The sequence below is a fragment of the Streptomyces sp. NPDC029216 genome (assembly GCF_040648015.1).
Taxonomy (GTDB): Bacteria; Actinomycetota; Actinomycetes; order Streptomycetales; family Streptomycetaceae; genus Streptomyces.
The window spans coordinates 1-15,439 of sequence record NZ_JBEZWL010000163.1 but is presented as its reverse complement, the minus strand read 5'-3'; the positions used below and the strand labels follow the sequence as shown (position 1 = coordinate 15,439).

Here is a 15,439-nt window from a genome sequence, read left to right as displayed (position 1 = left end):
CGGACGGCGCGCCGGGTGGCGGACCTGGTGGGGCTGTACCCGGCGCTGCGCCGGCCCTACCCGGACGAGGAGCGGCGGGCCGGGCTGGTCCGGCTGGCGGCGGCCGCCGACCTCGGGGTGCTGCACGCGCTGGCGGCGGCGCTGCCGGACGCGACGGCCGAGGAGCGGGAGGGCGTCGAGTGGTCTGCGCTGTGCGCCGAGGAGGCCGGACTGCTCGGCCCGGACCCGCTGGGCGGCCTGCGGGCCGGACTGCGCGAGGCCCTCGGCGGCCTGGACGCGGATGCCGCCGACCGGTGCTGGGCCGAGGCCCGCGAGGCCTTCGGCCGGGGTACGGTCTCCACCGCGCCGGAGGCCGAGGCGGCGACCTGGCGGTGGCGCGACGCGGCCGCCTACCCGAGGCTGGTGCAGCTGTGCGGGCCCTCCGGCAGCGGCAAGAGCACCTTCGCGCGGAGCCTGCCCGGGGTGGACGCGTACATCGCCCTGGACGACCTGCGCGAGGCCCGGGGCGCGCGCGCCGACCAGCGGGCCAACCCGGAGGTGCTGCGCGAGGGCCTGGACCGGCTGGACCGCGCCCTGGCCGCCGGAGGCACGGTGGTGTGGGACGCCACCTCCCTGACGGAGCGGCAGCGCGGCCTGGCCGGGGCGGTCGCCCGGCGCCGGGACGCGCTGGTCACCCGGGCGGTGGTGCTGGTCGGCGAGGCCGAGCTGGTACGGCGCAACGCGGTGCGCCCGCATCCGGTGCCGGAGGCCGTACTGGCCGCGCAGCTGCGCAGGTTCAGCCCGCCCCACCCCGGGCAGGCGCACCGGACCTGGTACGTCGGGGCGGGCGGAACGGTGGAGGACAGGGCCGGCTCCCTGGGGGCGGCCGGCGAGGGGGAGGACCTCTGATGCGTACCAGTGAGCAGCTCTACCACCAGGTCCGCTGGGACCCCCGCTTCGATCCGGCCCGGTTCACCCTCGGCCTGCTCCAGCGCGGGGCCGCCCCCAAGCGGGTGCCGCTGCCCTCGTTCGTACCGGGCGGGGACATCCCGTGGCACCGGGTGCTGTTCGTCGAGGCGGACGGGGAGCTGGTGTGGGACCGGGCCACCGGCGTGGACCGGATCGACTCGACGCACGCCGGGCGGGTGCGCGAGCAGCGGCTGCTGGGCGGGCCCTTCTTCACCGCCCGGACCCCGCACGCCTGGGACCCGGCCGGCGGCGGGGCCTGGCGGCCCGTCCAGGCCGGTCCGGCCGCGCAGGCCCCGGCGCGGGTGCGGCTGCTGACCTGGAACACCCTGTGGGACCGGTACGACGCCCCGCGCATCGCCACCGCCCGGCGCAGGCCTATGCTGCTGGCGGACCTGGCGGTGGCCGACGCCGACGTGATCGCCCTCCAGGAGGTCGAACCCGCCCTGCTGGCCCTGCTGCTGGCGGAGCCCTGGGTACGGGCCGGGTACACCCTGGGCACCGACCCGGACGGCTCGGACGTCGCGGACAGCGGGCTGCTGCTCCTGAGCCGGCTGCCGGTGCGGGAAGCGGGGCTGCACGCGCTCGGCCGGCACAAGGCGGTCACCGCCGTCACCGTGGACACCGCGGGCGGGCCGCTGGTCGTCGCCGCGACGCACCTGACCAGCGACCACACCGAGAGCGGCGCCGGCCGCAGGAGCGTCGAACTGGCCCGCCTGGCCGAGGGGCTGGGCGGGGTCGGCGCCGGGCTCGCCCTGCTCGGCGACTTCAACGACGGCCGCTCCGGGGACGGGGGGCCGGCCGCCGCGCTGGGGTTGCGCGACGCCTGGAGCGAGGTGCACGGGCCCGCCGACGACACGCCCACCTTCGACCCCGGCGTCAATCCGCTGGCCGCGGTCGGCTCCCTGACGGGGCGGGCCGGCCGGCTGGACCGGATCCTGCTGTCCTCCGTGGGCGGCGCACGGGTCCGGGAGGCGGCGCTCCGGGGCGACACCCCTGGGCCGGACGGGCTGTTCGTATCCGACCACTTCGGGGTGCGGGCCACCGTGGAGTACGGGGCGCCGGCCGCGGCCGACGCCCTGCTCGGCGTACCGGCGACCGCGCGGACGGCGGTGGCCTGGCTGCCGCCGCACGACCCGGCCGTCGCGGAGCTGCGCCGGGCGCACGACCCCGGTGCGGAGCGCTGGCCGGCCCACGTCAGCCTGCTGTTCGGCTTCGTACCCGAGTCCTCCTTCGAGCGGGCACTGCCGCTGCTGGCCGAGGCCGCGGCGGGGGTGAGGCCGTTCACCGCCCGGCTGGACGGGGTGTACTCCTTCGGGCAGAGGGGGGATGCCACGGTGTGGCTGGACCCGGCGGCGGGCGAGGACGGGGACGCGCCGTGGCAGGAGCTGCGGCGGGCCCTCGCGGACCGGTTCCCCGGCTGCCGGGGGCGGGCCGGGGGGTGGACCCCGCATCTGACGCTGGGCCGGAGCGGGGATCCGCAGCGGACGGAGCGGGAGTGCGCGGAGCGGCTCGGGGCCGGTGTGCGTACGGCGCGCGTCGGGGAGCTGGCGGTGCTGTCCCGGTGCGGGGACGGGCCGATGCGGGTCCGGGCGGTGGTGGAGCTGGGGACGGGGGTCTGGCGGTGGGGTCGCGGGGAGGGGGGTGAGGGGCTTGGGAGGCCTGAGGAGCCTGATGAGCCTGAGGGGCCTGATGAGGTTCGGGGGGTGCGGGTTGGTGGGCTGATCGAGGGGGTCGTGTCCGAGGGGGTGGTGCTGACCGCTGGTTCGCGGGCGATGGGGTGTGCGCTGGCGGGGGCCGACCTGGATCTGGTGGCCGTGGTGCCGGGGGTGGCCGATGCCGGGGCGCTGCGGGCGCGGGTGGCGGAGGCGCTGCCGGAGGCGGAGCGGCTGCGGGAGGTGTCGGGGGCCCGGGTGCCGGGGCTGCGGCTGCGGGTGTCGGGGCTGGACGTGGACCTGGTGGTGGTCGGCTCGGGCGGGCTGGAGCCGGCGCGGGCCGTGGCCCGGCGGGCGGAGCTCGGCGAGGCGGCGGCGGTGGCGCTGAGCGCGGTGTCGGACGCGGAGGCCGTACGGCGGTCGGTGGGTGCGGAGCACGCCGCGTTCGCCGGGCTGGCTCGGGAGGTCAAGGCCTGGGCGCGGGCCCGGGGGCTGGACTCGGCGCCCTTCGGGGGCCTGCCGGGGCTGGCCTGGTCCGTGCTGGCGGCGCGGACGGTTCGGGAGGCGCGGGAGGCAGGGGAGCGGTCGCCGGCTGCGCTGCGGCGGGAGTTCTTCGGGACCTGGGCCGCCTGGGACTGGAGCGAGCCGGTCTCCCTGGAGCCGGTGGGCTCCGGCGGTGCGGGGGTGGGACCGATGACCGTCCTGACGCCGTCGGCGCCGGTCCGTAGCTGTACGGCTCAGGTCGGCGTGGGTCTGCGGGACCTGGTGGTGCGGGAGCTGTACGAGGCTTGGGAGCTGTTGGAGGGAGAGGGGGAAGGGTCGGGGGGCCTTGCCCGGATCCTGATGGCGCCTCCGCTGCATCGGCGGCACGCGGCGTGGGCGGTGGTGACCGTACGGGGGGACGGTGTTGGGGAGTTCGAGGAAAATCTGGGCCGGGCTCGGGGCCGGCTGCGCGCCCTGCTCGCCGTGCTGGAGGAGGCGGGGATGACGGAGGTCCACGCCTGGCCCCGCCCCTTCGAACGCTCGGCGACACTGGCCCGCTACGCGGTCGGATTGGGGTCCGGACCGGCCCTACCGGACGCCGCCGCCCTGGGCGCCCTTACGGGGGCGTGGGCCGGGGGGCTGCCGGGGGTGGAGGTGCGGTGGGCGGAGGGTGGGGAGGTGCCGGAGTTGGTCTGAGGGGCGGGGGCGGGGTCGGACGGGCGGGACAGGGGCCGCCTCGCCGGTAGCCGGTCCCGATCTTGATTCCGGGCTGCCCCGGCGCGTCAGATCGCTACGCGCTCGTCGTTGTGAGGCGTCCGGCGGCTGTCTGGGGCTGACAGCGCGGCGTCAGAGTTCGATGACGATCTTGCCTGCTGTGTGGCCGGCCTGGTTGAGGGTGAAGGCCTCCGCCAGGGCGGAGAGAGGGAAGGTCTCGGCGACGGTGACCGTCAGGCGGCCCTCGTCGGCGAGACGGGCCAGGGCCGTGAGGTCCTCGCCCACGGGGCGGACCCACATCCACTGGCCGCCCGCGCCGAGGACCGTGTGGTCGGCGATGGAGGCGTGCCGGCCGCCCGGGGCGAGCACGGCCGTGGTGACGTCCAGGACGCCTCCGACGAAGTCCGCGACGACGGTGACGCCGTCGGGGGCCAGGGTGCGGACCCGGTCGGTGAGGCCGTCCCCGTATTCCACGGGTTCGCAGCCCAGGTCGCGGAGCCGGTCGTGGTTGCGGGGGGAGGCGGTGCCGATGACGCGGGCGCCGAGGGCGCGGGCGATCTGCACGCCGAGGGAGCCGACCCCGCCCGCTGCGCCGTGGACGAGGACGGTGTCGGCCTTGCCGGTGCCGAGGCGGGTCAGCAGCTGGTAGGCGGTCAGCCCGGCCAGCGGCAGGCCGGCCGCCTGCCGCCAGTCGAGCGAGGCGGGCTTGCGCGCGAGGGCCCGTACGGGGACCGAGACGAACTCGGCGAAGGTGCCGCCGTGCACGTAGTCCTTGCGGGCGTAGGCCATGACCTCGTCGCCCGGGGAGAACTCGGGGACGTCGATGCCGATCCGTTCGACGGTGCCGGACACGTCCCAGCCCGGGACCACCGGGTACACGACGTCCATCAGGCCGTCGAGCCCGCCCGCCATGATCTTCCAGTCGACCGGGTTGACCGCTGCGCACCGCACGCGGACGAGGACCTCCCCGGGGGCGACCTTGGGGACCGGGAGCCGGGTCTCGGCCAGCACCTCCGGTCCGCCGTACTTGTCGTACGCCATCGCCCGCATGGTGGGCTGGTCCTGTGACATGGCCCCATCTCACCACGAACGGATCCGCGGACCCCGCAGCGCAACGCGGGCCGCTCACTCGTACTCGGTGCCGCCCTTGCGGGTCAGGTAGGCCGGGCTGACCGCCTTGGCGATGGCACGGCCGCCGACCACGGGGCTGTAGCGCTCGGCGGCGGGCCGGATGACGACCCCCTCGCGCAGGTGCAGGCCCCGCCCGGAGACGGTCTCCCGTCCGCTGGCCAGCTCCAGGACGGTCTCCAGGTCGTACGGGCCCTCGTAGAGCCGGGGGACCAGGGGGAGTTCGCCGTCCTCCAGGACCTGCGCCGGGTCCAGCCAGCGCACCTGGCCGTCGATCTCGGCGGAGACGTCGAAGACGGCGAAGCCGGGCGGGGTGTCGGCGGCCTTGGCCTGGGCCCCGTACGGCAGGTCCTGCACGCCGGCGCCGTACACCTCGCCGAAGACGCCGACGCGGGTGGCGCCGAGGCGCTCGGCGAGCCGGGCGGCGGCCCGTGCCACGCCGTGGCCGCGTACGGCCCGCCAGTAGACGTTGCGCCCGTCTTCCTTGAGGGCGAGGCCGCGCGCGCCGAAGCCCTTCGAGGAGACGAGGACCTTGCCTTCGTCGGCCAGGTAGGTCATCAGGCAGGCCGTGCCGTGGAGCTTCTCCGTGAGGACGACGGGCTCGCCCGGTTCGAAGATGTGCGGGTAGCGCTGGAGGTTCTCGACGTCCACCCAGGGCAGCAGACCGGGGGCCGCCTCGACCTCCCCGCTCATGGTGGTGGGGATCGGCGGCGACCATTTGACGATGCGCAGGGCCTCCGCGAAGTCGGTGCCCTCCTTGGCGGCCTGCTCCAGGTCGACGCCGTCGAGCGCGCGGGGCCGGCACACCAGGCCCTGGGAGAGTTCCCCGCGCAGCCGGACGGCCTTGACCCGGTCGTGGGAGCTCCCGGCCAGCCGGCCGGTCAGGCCGAGCTCCTCGACGAGGGCGGCGGGCAGGACGGCCTGCTCGGGTATGTAGAGGGCGAAGTCCCCGGTGCGGTAGGCGCCCTTGGCGACGACGGCGCGGTAGAGGCCGACCTGGGCGAGTTCGAGGGCGTCGGCGTTCGGGTGCGGGTGGACGGTCAGTTCCTCGACGGTGACGCGAAGGGTGGACACGGGCGGCTCCTCGGATCGAACGGCTGGTACGGCCCGACCACTGTCCGGCCCACCATTTCCGCTGGTCCAGCGGATATCCGGGTGTTAGCCTGCGCGGCGCGCGGGCATCCGTCCGCGCAACAGCACGCCCTGGAGGCCCACATGGCACGTCGTCACGTCACCGTCGTCACCGGAGGAAGCCGGGGCATCGGCGCGGCGGCCTGTGTGCGGCTCGCTGCCGAGGGACATGACCTGGTGCTGGGGTACGCGCGGGACGAGGCGGCCGCCGAGGCCACGGCCGAGCGGGTACGGGCCGCGGGCGCGCGGTGTGTGACGGTGCGCGGTGACACCTCGGAGGAGCGTGCCGTGGAGCGGCTCTTCGACGTCGCCGGGGCCGAACTGGGCCGGGTCACCGGCCTGGTCAACAACGCCGGGGTGACCGGCCCGCTGGGCCGCCTCGCCGATGCGCGGACCGAGGACCTGCGGCGGGTGGTGGAGGTGAACCTGCTCGGCTACCTGCTGTGCTGCCGCCGGGCCGCCCGGGACATGGCGGAGGGGGGCGGCGGGGCCATCGTGAACGTCTCGTCCGCGGCCGCCACCCTGGGCAGCCCCGGGGAGTACGTGCACTACGCGGCGACGAAGGCGGGCATCGACGCCCTCACCGTGGGGCTGTCCAAGGAGCTGGGGCCGGAGGGCATCCGGGTCAACGCGGTGGCGCCCGGCGTCATCGAGACCGACATGCACGCCACGATGGGCGACCCGGACCGCCCCGCCCGCACGGCGGGCGCGACCCCGCTGGGGCGGCCGGGGCAGCCGGAGGAGATCGCCGGGGCCATCGCGTGGCTGCTGTCGCAGGACGCCTCGTTCACGACGGGAGCGGTGCTCCGGGTGTCCGGCGGCCGGTGAGGCCGGCCGTCAGCCGAAGGCCGCGCGGGTCGCGGGGCCGTACACGCCGTTCGGGTCGCCCTTGATGTCCCGGTCGTGCTGGAGCTGCGAGACCCCGCGCTTGGTCTGGCTGTCGTAGACCCCGGTCACCCGGACGTACGTGAACCCCTGCTCGTACAGCCGTTCCTGGAGGGCCCGTACCTCGGGCCCCTTGTCTCCCGGGCGCAGGGTCCCCGAACCCGTGCCCGGGGTCGTGGGCGTGCCGGTCGCGGCGCTCGTCGAGGGCTTGGCGGAGGACGAGGACGGGCTGGGGCTCCGCTTGGCGGCGGAGGGCGAGGCGCCGGCGGCCTGGCTGCGCACGTCGGGCTCCCCCGCGCCGGGGCTGCGGGCGGGCAGCGCCGGCAGGGCCAGGTCGGGGCGGCCGGAGGACGGCTCGGTCTCCGGTTCGGACCCGCCTATCAGGAACACCAGCAGGCCCGTCCCGGCCAGCGCCAGTAGGGCGAGGCCGGCCAGCGGCAGCCGGCTGCTCCGCCGCCGGGGCTCGGGGCGAAGTGCCCGCGCGGCCGGATCGGCCGGGGGTGCGGCCGACACGCGCGGCAGGGGTACCGTCGGCGCCTCATCCGGTTCCGGGAACATCGGCCAGACGGGGTGCGCGCCGGACGGGCCGTCGGAGGCGGCGACGTAGGGGCGCACGAACAGGCGGTCGTCGGGCTCGGGCCCGCTCTCATCGGGGTGTGGGGACACGGTTGTCTCCCGGCACGGCGGGAGCCGGTGCGGCGGTGCGGCACCGGCTCCCGACCAGCCGGTCAGGCCCTGCGCCGCCGGGCGGCCGGGGCCTGGCCCGTTCCCATGGCCGGCACGGTGAGCGAAGAGCGGACGGATATCGGCATCTGGGGCAACTCCGGAGTGCGGCTCAAGCGGTCGTCATCGAGCGGACTCTTTCCGTCCGGGGCCGGTTCGGTCAAGCCGGGTGTCCGATCTGTCCCATCCTTCCGTTCTCCGCCCTCCGAACCGGCGGCCGCGCCGGCGCCCGGGCCCGGCTCCGCGTTCCGGCGGCGGAGGTGCACCGCCACCGTGAGGGCGGCCGACAGCATCAGGGCGGCACCCGTCAGCGGGGCGGCGGGCACGGCGATCCGGTCCACCGCGAGGCCGCCGACGAGCGCGCCCGCCGCGATGGCGAAATTGAACATGGCCACCATCAGCGAGGACGCGGCCTCGGCGGCCCGGGGTGCGGCTTTGAGCATCCAGCCCTGCAGGCTGACGGAGACCCCGCCGTAGAACAGGCCCCAGAGCACCAGCAGGCCGGTCCCGGCGGCGGCCCCCGGCAGGACGGCGATCAGCGCCAGCACCACGCTGAGGGTGGCGCTGACCGTGAGCAGGGTACGGCGGGCGTCGCGCGGCCCGGCCAGGAAGTTGCCGGCGACTCCGGCGAGTCCGTAGCCGAGCAGGAGGGTGCTGACGAAGCCGGCGTCGACGCCTGAGACGTCCCGCAGGATCGGGCGGACGAAGGTGTAGGCGGCGAACTGGCCGGTGACCACCAGGAAGGTCACGGCCACCCCGGCGCGGACCCCCGCGTTGCCCCTCAGCAGGGCGGGCAGTTCCGGGAAGGTGACGGGCCCGGCCGGGGGCAGCGCGGGCAGCAGCAGGAGCAGTGCGGCCAGGGTGAGCGCGCCGAGGGCTCCGACGGCCGCGAAGGCCGTCCGCCAGCCGCCGAGTTCGCCGAGGAGGGTCCCGGCGGGGACGCCGAGCACCGAGGCGGTCGGGACGCCGCCGAATATCAGGGCCGTGGCCCGGCCGACGCGGTGCTCGGGGACCAGCCGGACGGCGAGGCCGCCCGCGACGGCCCAGAAGCCGCCGACGCTGATGCCGACGAGCAGCCGGGCGGCCAGGACGACGGTGAAGTCCGGAGCGAGGGCGGCGGCGAGGTTGGCGGCGGCCATCAGGCCGATGAGCGCACACAGCAGGTGCCGCCGGTCGAGCCGGGCGGCGCCGACGGTGACGAGCGGCGCGCAGAAGCCGGCGACCAGCCCGGGGACGGTCACCATCAGGCCGGCGGTGCCGTCGGAGACGTGCAGGTCGGCGCCGGCGGGGGTGAGCAGTCCGACGGGCAGGAGTTCGGAGGTGATCAGGCAGAAGATCCCGAGGGAGACGGCGGCGACGGCCGCCCACTCCTTCAGGGGTCGGCGGTCCGGGTGCGGGGTGGTCGGGGGAACGCTGGACGCGGCTGGTTCGGTCATGCTCGGCACTCCGTACGGGGCGGGGGCGGACGGACGGTGAACGGGGCACGGCGGCACCAGGCCCCGGGGGTCGCGCCTCCCCCGTCGCCCGCACTGCCGTGCCGTGCCGATCGCGTTCGTGCCCATTCTGCGACCCGCCGGGCCCTTTCCGGCCACCCCTGTGGAGAATCGGTTCACCGGAGCCCGCGAGCGGTGCCCTTCCCGCTCCCCCGTCACCCGGAAGCGTGAGCGGGGCGGCCGGGCCGCCCCGGACTACGGCATGGTGGTCACGTGCTGTTACGCCGGGCCGCCCTGCCCCTCTCCCTGCTGGCCCTCCTGACCGGCGCCGGCTGCGTCTCCGTCGGCCCGGAGCCCGGTGTCCCGGGCCCCGCCCGGGGTTCCGCACCGCCCTCCGGTGCCCCGGACCCCGCCCGGCCCGCCGTGGCCCCGCCGGCCCTGCCCCTCCCCCTCGGCGAGGTCCCCGAACCGGATCCCGAGCCCGACCCGGCCCCCACCCCCGCGCCGCCCGCGCGCACGGCCGGCCCGCCCGCCGAGCACCCGGCGAAGCCCGCCGCGCCCCGGCACGCCAGGCCGCCCAAGCCCCTGCCCCCGCGCCGCGCGGCCCCGCGCCCGCAGCGCGGGGAGGACCTGTGCGCGGCGGCGGAGGGGGCCGTCCCGCCCTCCATCGTCGACCTGTGCGTCCGCCAGTACGGCCGCTGACCACCACGCACGCGGGGCCGGGGCCTGGCGCCGGCCCGCCCCGAGGACCGGGACCAGTGGCTCACCGGGCTCCGGGGGCCGTCGGCCTCCGGACCGCCGCGCACCGGCCGCGGACCGCCCGGCGGGCCGTCCGCAGCCGGCGCATCGCACTGTGGCCGCGCCGGCTCCATTCGGCGCGCGGCAGCCCGGCGCGCTGGCCGCCGCCGGTGATCAGGGCGTTGACGGGGGCGTGCGGGTCGGTGGCCATCCCCTTGGCGACGAGGACCCCGACCACGAGCGGGACGAGGGCCACGGCGAGGGCGGAGCCGGCGCAGGTCACCTGGCGCAGGCGCGGGCGGGGGGTCGGTGCGGTCATGCCGTCATTCCAGCAGCGGCGCCGCTCCGGGGAATCCGGGCGGATACTCAGGCCGTTGGACCCGGGGTACTCAGGTGGCGGAGGGCGGGCGTGGTGGCGGATCCCCAGGGGCAGGGCTTCGAGCCCGCGACGGGCGACGGCCCGGAGCCGTCCGGCGCCGCGCGGGCGGCCGAGCTGCGCACGGCGTACGAGGGGCTGCTGCAGATCCGCCGCCTGCTGACGGGCTCCGCCGCCGCGCCCGCGCCGTGGGAGCTGCGGGCGATGCCGCGCGCGGTGGCCCTCGTCCTGGAGGCGGCGGGGTTCCCGCCGTCGGCGGTGGACGCCGGGGGCCGCCGCTGCCGTGCGGGCTACCGGGTGGCGGCCGGGCCGGACCGGGTGGAGGTCACCTGGCCCGGACCTCCCGGGAGCGGGGCCGCCGGCGAGGAGCGGGAGCGGCTGGCGGCCTGCGCGGCGGAACTGGAACGCCACGGCTGGGACTGCCTGCTCTACCGGGGCCCGCGCGGCCGCCGTTTCCTGGAAGTGGGCGCGCCCCACCCCGGAGGGTGAGACGCGCCCGCGTCGGGCTACCCGAAGGTCAGGGTCAGTCGCGGTGTGCCCTCGCCGGCCGCTGCCTCCGAGGACCACAGCCACAGGGCGTCGGTCCCGGCGCTGGTCAGCGCCAGGGCGTAGGAGCCGCCCAGGGCGCCCGCTACGGCGGCCGTGTTCAGGCCCGCGGTGTGGACCGCCGAGCCGTCCGCTATGCCGGGGAAGCCGCCGAGGGCCGGAGCGCCGGTGGCCGGGCGGTTGTTGTACGTGGTGCCGGCTTCCGTCCACGTACCGGTGACCGGGACGACCGAGACGGTGTCGGTGGTGCCGGCGCCGGCCATGGTGCTGGTCTTCACGCTGAGCGTGGCCGACTTGAGGACCTTGCCCGCCGGGGCGGCCGGCAGGGCGAAGCGCAGGTAGCTCGTGTACAGGGGGGTCCCGCGGACGGCGAGGGAGGCGGAGGTCCCGTAGTTGGAGTCCGGGGCGCCCGCGTTGGCGTACGTGTCCTCGGCCGCGGTGACCTCGACGACCGAGTCGGCCGGGGCGGTGGCCAGGGCGAAGTGGTTCTGCACCTGCGCCGGGCTCAGGACGTTCGGGTAGATCGCGGTCTCGTCCAGCCGGCCCGCCCAGTGCTCGCTCGTGGGCCGGTCCGGCCAGCCGCCGAGGCCGTCGAAGCCGGCGCGCCAGTAGCCCGCGAAGTTCTCGTGGGTGGTGACGTTGAGGCTGCCCCGCGGGACGCCGTCCACGTACAGGGTCATCCCGCCGGGGCCCTGGGTGGCGACGACGTGGTGCCACTTGTCGTCGTTGAACGCGGCGGCGGTGGTGATGGTGCGGGTGGCGCCGGTGTAGACGCCGTAGACCAGCCGGCCGTCATCGGTCATGTAGATGTGCTTGTCGTACTGGCTGCTGCCGTTGATCTGCCGGCTGCCGAAGCCGACGAGCTTGCCGCCGCGGGTGGTGTTCGTCCTGAACCAGGTCTCGATGCTGTAGGTGCTGCCCACCGTCTGGCGCCGGTCGCCGTACACGTGCGCGTCGGTGCCGTTGAAGCCGATGGCCGTGCTCGCTCCGGCCACCGCCCCCGGGGTCTGGCGCAGGGCCGGGGCGTAGTGGTCCACGCCCGCCTGGTTGCCGTCCGAGGAGTCCGCGACGTACGGCAGGACGGTGTCGTCGTAGCGCCAGTACAGCTGGGCGCCGTCCGTGCGGACCTGGTTCGGGTAGGCCTCCACCGAGGTCGGGACGGTCACGCTCGCCGGCGCGGAGAGGGCGCTGACGTTGCCCGCCGCGTCGGTGGCCGTCACCCGGTAGGTGTACGACTGGCCGGGCTGGGCGGTCGCGTCGGTCCAGGAGGCCTGCGGGCGCTTGAAGAACAGCGAGTCCGCGGTGACGGTGCCGATCGGGGTGGCGGAGCCGTTGCGGTAGATCCGGTAGGTGAGCGCGCTGTCGTCCAGGTCGAGGCTGGTGCGCCAGCGCACCTGGACCTCGCCGGGCTTCACGCTCGCCGCGCTCGCGACGGGAACCGTCGGAGCGCCCGTGTCGTTGGCGGAGGAGAAGCGCGTCAGGCTCTGCTGCGCGGCCCCGTTGACGGTGGTGAACTCGCCGCCCACCCACAGGTACTGGGCGCCGCCCTGGGAGCCGACGGTCATCACGCGCGGGCCGATGCCCTCGCCCACGCCGTCGTTGGTGTCGGGCGCCCAGCCCAGCTTGCCCATGCCCGTGGTGGGCTGCGCCAGCAGGTGGTGGCGCTGACCGTCGGGGAACTCGCCGACGCTGGAGCAGTCGTGCGCGTGCGAGGCGCTGTAGAGCACGTTCTGGTACGGCAGCACGGCCTGGGTGGCTCCCAGGCAGGTGTCGCGCCAGCGCTGGTTGAAGTCGGCCAGGTTGAGCGCGATGCGGCCGTCGAAGACCCCGCCTCCGGTGCCCTCGTTGGCGGTGTAGAAGCCGGTGGCGTCGGTCGCGATGTCCTTGACGACGGAGTTGGTCTCGATGAAGCCGGGGTAGCCCTTGGTGAGGGCTCCGCTGGCGGCGTCGACGACGGCCAGCGCGTGCGTGCCGGCCCCGTTGACGGTGAAGAAGTCACCGCCGAGCAGGACGTTCCTGCCGTCCGGGGTGACTTCGACGGCGCGGCCCGGCTCGTCGGCGTCGGCCGTGAAGGGGCGCAGCGCGCCGTCGCCCGCGGCGACGGCGGCGAAGCGCCGGCGCGGCTGGCCGGCCACGGTGAGGAAGTCGCCGCCCGCGTAGACGGTGTCGGCGGTGACGGCGATGGCCCGTACGGTGGCCGCGAAGGCGGGGCGGAAGTTCGGCTTCACGGTGCAGCTGGCCACGTCTACGGCGGCGATGCTGGAGACCGGGGTGCCGTTGACCGCGCCGAAGTAACCGCCCGCATAGAGCGTCTTCTTGTCCGGCGAGAGCGTGAGCGCGCGGACGGTGGCGGTGCCGCTGCCGATGGTGAAGGACAGGTGGCAGGAGGTCGGGGCGCCGGTCGCCGCGTCGAAGGCGGCGAAGTTCACCGCCTCCTGCTCGCTGCCCGCCGCGCCGGCCGGCGGGCGTACGGCGGAGAAGGTCCCGCCTGCGAAGACGGTGCCTCCGGCCTCGGCGAGGGCCCAGACGATGCCGTTGGGCTGCCAGGTGGGCAGGGCGTCGGCGGTGAAGGCCACGGGCGGGGTGATGGCGGCGGCCTGCGGGACGAGCCCGAGTCCGACGACCGCCCCGGTGCCGGCCAGGGACAGGGCGAGAGCGGCTGCCAGCCCTCTGGATCTACGCATGAACCCCCCAGTTCGATGTCCGTTTGTCCGTACGGGCGCACCCTAGGGCGAATCGCCGTGCGGGGCACCGTACTTGACCCACCGCATGCCGAACGGTGTGCCGCGCCCGGGGGCCTCGCGGCCGCCCGCGCGCGGACCGCTCAGCCCGTCGGGAGCGCCCGGCACAGCAGGGACGCCGGGGAGGGGCGGAAGCCGGCCCGGGCGGTGAAGGCGATGCCCGCCGCGTACTCGGTGGGCAGGCACTGGCCCTTGTAGTGGCCCCGGGCGTAGTCGCCGCCCGGGTTCCCGGCCGGGCGGTCGTCGCCCCGGTCGAACCACACCGTTCGGCCGCCGGCCTCCGGCAGCGGGACGCGGGCCGGGGCGCAGAGGGCCGCCGAGACGCGCTCGCCGCGCAGGCTGTAGCCGATGAGGAACCGTCCGGCGGGGCACTGGAGTTTCGTGTAGCCGGTGGCCCAGTCGCCACCCGGCGGGACGTGGGACTCGTCGCGGACCACCGTCTGGCCGCCGCCCGGGGCGCGCAGGTCCGAGGTGGAGCACAGACCCCGTCCGCCCGTGTGGCTGAGGCCGGACAGGCGCGAGCCGTCGGGGCAGACCGCCTTGCGGGCGCCGCCGTCCCAGTCGCCGCCGGCGCGGGTGAGCAGCGAGGCGTTGTGGTCGCGGTGGTCGGTGCTGAGCTGGTACCAGGCGGGGGTGGCGGGAACGGGGCCGGTGCGGCCGGCGGCGGCGGTCAGCGCGGTCAAGGGGGCGGTGCGCCAGTCGGCGGGGTCGAGGACGCCGCTGCGCCGGCCGGCGGTGTCGTAGCGGAGCAGGGCCCAGCTGTCGCCGCCGGGGGCGCCCTGGACGGTGGTGGTCCAGCCGACGAGCGGCCAGTACGCGAAGTCGGCGTCGGAGGAGGCGAGGTAGCCGGTCATGTTCTGGAACCAGGCGCGCGGGGCGGCGCCGGTCTCGTCGGCGCCGATGCCGAACTCGCTGATCCACACCGGGGCGGTGAAGTGCGTGCCCGTCTCGGCGGAGACGAAGAAGGCCTGGTCGTAGAGGGTCTGTTCGAGCTGGGCCCGACTCATGTCCTGGTAGCGGGGGTCATGGGTCTCGCCCAGGCCGGTCGCGCCGCTGTGGTGGGGGCCGGTGTAGCCGTAGAAGTGGGCCGAGTAGACCATTTTGTTCGAGACGACGAGGGTGTGGGAGAGGGTGCGGACGGGCGTGAGGGCGGGGCGGCCGTGCGGGAGGCCGTCGGCGGGGATGCCCGTCCAGTTGATGCCCTCGACGACGATGAGCAGGTTCGGGTTGGCCTCGGTCAGGATCCGGTCGGCGGCCTCCTGGGAGGCGGCCTGCCAGTCGTGGGCGTCGCCGAGGCCCCAGTTGGGGTCGTCCCAGGTGTCGCGGCGCACCTCGTTGTAGAGGTCGGCGCCGACCACGCGGGGGTTGTCGCGGTAGCGGCGGGCCAGGAAGACCCAGTCGTCGGCCCACTGGGTGGTGGAACGGGTGCTGTTCCAGCGCTCGTTGCCGTCGAGGCCGCAGCACCAGCGGGTGGTTCCGGTGTGGTTGTTGAGGATGACGGCGAAGCCCGCGTCCGTGAGGGCGGCGACGACGGCGTCGTAGACCTGGAGCGGGGTGCGGCCGCGCAGGGCCGGGTTGGCGGCGACGGCGGCGTCCGGGACGGGGGCGGTGGTGTGGAGCATCTCGTTGGAGAAGGGCAGCCGGACGCTGTTGAGGCCGAGCGCGCGGAAGTCGGCGAGCAGGGCGGGCAGGGGGACGCGGTCCAGGCCGAGGGGGATGCCGTGGGAGTCCTGGCCCGCGTGGTGCGCAGCGGGGTCGGCGCGGTCGCCGGAGCCGCTCCAGGAGCCCTGGGCGCCGTCCCAGTTGCCGGAGCGCAGGCGGAAGCGGTCGCCCCGGGCATCGACGATGTACCGGCCCCGGGTGGAGAGCGGCGGGGTCCAGGGCGCGGGCTCGGCGGCCGCCGGGGCCGGCGGGGCGGGGGGCGCGGGGGGGGGGGGGGGG

At 76.2% G+C, this 15,439-nt stretch carries 12 protein-coding genes; 5 read left to right on the top strand and 7 right to left on the bottom strand.

Going from position 1 to position 15,439, the window contains the following annotated elements:
* Positions 1–888 (top strand): ATP-binding protein (locus AB0F18_RS34120; protein WP_362067736.1); only part of this gene is annotated, 888 nt, incomplete at its 5' end.
* Positions 888–3,779, top strand: a complete 2,892-nt coding sequence (locus tag AB0F18_RS34115) for a poly(A) polymerase (RefSeq protein WP_362067734.1) — start codon at positions 888–890, stop codon at positions 3,777–3,779. The genes AB0F18_RS34120 and AB0F18_RS34115, both read left to right, overlap by 1 nt.
* A gap of 150 nt (positions 3,780–3,929) precedes the next feature.
* Here the strand turns inward: AB0F18_RS34115 and AB0F18_RS34110 are convergent, their stop codons facing one another.
* Both AB0F18_RS34110 and AB0F18_RS34105 read right to left on the bottom strand, forming a co-directional pair.
* The gene (locus AB0F18_RS34110) at positions 3,930–4,847 is read right to left on the bottom strand and encodes an NADP-dependent oxidoreductase (RefSeq protein WP_362067740.1); all 918 of its coding nucleotides are present in this window, start codon (positions 4,845–4,847) and stop codon (positions 3,930–3,932) included.
* 75 nt (positions 4,848–4,922) lie between these two features.
* The gene (locus tag AB0F18_RS34105; RefSeq protein ID WP_362067732.1) at positions 4,923–5,999 is read right to left on the bottom strand and encodes an RNA ligase (ATP); all 1,077 of its coding nucleotides are present in this window, start codon (positions 5,997–5,999) and stop codon (positions 4,923–4,925) included.
* A 141-nt stretch (positions 6,000–6,140) separates the two neighbouring features.
* Between AB0F18_RS34105 and AB0F18_RS34100 the strand changes: the two genes are divergently transcribed.
* Positions 6,141–6,884, top strand: coding sequence for an SDR family oxidoreductase (locus tag AB0F18_RS34100; RefSeq protein ID WP_362067730.1), 744 nt, complete (start codon positions 6,141–6,143; stop codon positions 6,882–6,884).
* A gap of 9 nt (positions 6,885–6,893) precedes the next feature.
* Here AB0F18_RS34100 and AB0F18_RS34095 read toward each other — a convergent pair whose 3' ends face one another.
* A complete protein-coding gene (locus tag AB0F18_RS34095; protein ID WP_362067728.1) occupies positions 6,894–7,607 on the bottom strand; it encodes a peptidoglycan-binding domain-containing protein in 714 nt (237 codons plus the stop codon).
* Between the two features lie 62 nt (positions 7,608–7,669).
* A complete protein-coding gene (locus tag AB0F18_RS34090) occupies positions 7,670–9,100 on the bottom strand; it encodes an MFS transporter (protein ID WP_362067726.1) in 1,431 nt (476 codons plus the stop codon).
* A gap of 270 nt (positions 9,101–9,370) precedes the next feature.
* Here AB0F18_RS34090 and AB0F18_RS34085 point away from each other — a divergent pair, with 270 nt between their 5' ends.
* Entirely contained in the window at positions 9,371–9,799 is a 429-nt protein-coding gene (locus tag AB0F18_RS34085) for a hypothetical protein (RefSeq protein WP_362067725.1), read from the top strand.
* A gap of 61 nt (positions 9,800–9,860) precedes the next feature.
* Here the strand turns inward: AB0F18_RS34085 and AB0F18_RS34080 are convergent, their stop codons facing one another.
* Positions 9,861–10,154: a hypothetical protein gene (locus AB0F18_RS34080; protein WP_362067724.1), complete on the bottom strand. Its 294-nt coding sequence runs from the start codon at positions 10,152–10,154 to the stop codon at positions 9,861–9,863.
* A gap of 93 nt (positions 10,155–10,247) precedes the next feature.
* On the opposite strand from AB0F18_RS34080, the gene AB0F18_RS34075 reads away from it, so the two are divergent.
* Positions 10,248–10,700, top strand: a complete 453-nt coding sequence (locus AB0F18_RS34075; RefSeq protein WP_362067738.1) for a hypothetical protein — start codon at positions 10,248–10,250, stop codon at positions 10,698–10,700.
* Positions 10,701–10,717: 17 nt separating this feature from the next.
* Here AB0F18_RS34075 and AB0F18_RS34070 read toward each other — a convergent pair whose 3' ends face one another.
* Positions 10,718–13,441: a DNRLRE domain-containing protein gene (locus tag AB0F18_RS34070; protein WP_362067722.1), complete on the bottom strand. Its 2,724-nt coding sequence runs from the start codon at positions 13,439–13,441 to the stop codon at positions 10,718–10,720.
* A 140-nt stretch (positions 13,442–13,581) separates the two neighbouring features.
* Positions 13,582–15,439 (bottom strand): cellulase family glycosylhydrolase (locus AB0F18_RS34065; RefSeq protein ID WP_362067720.1); only part of this gene is annotated, 1,858 nt, incomplete at its 5' end.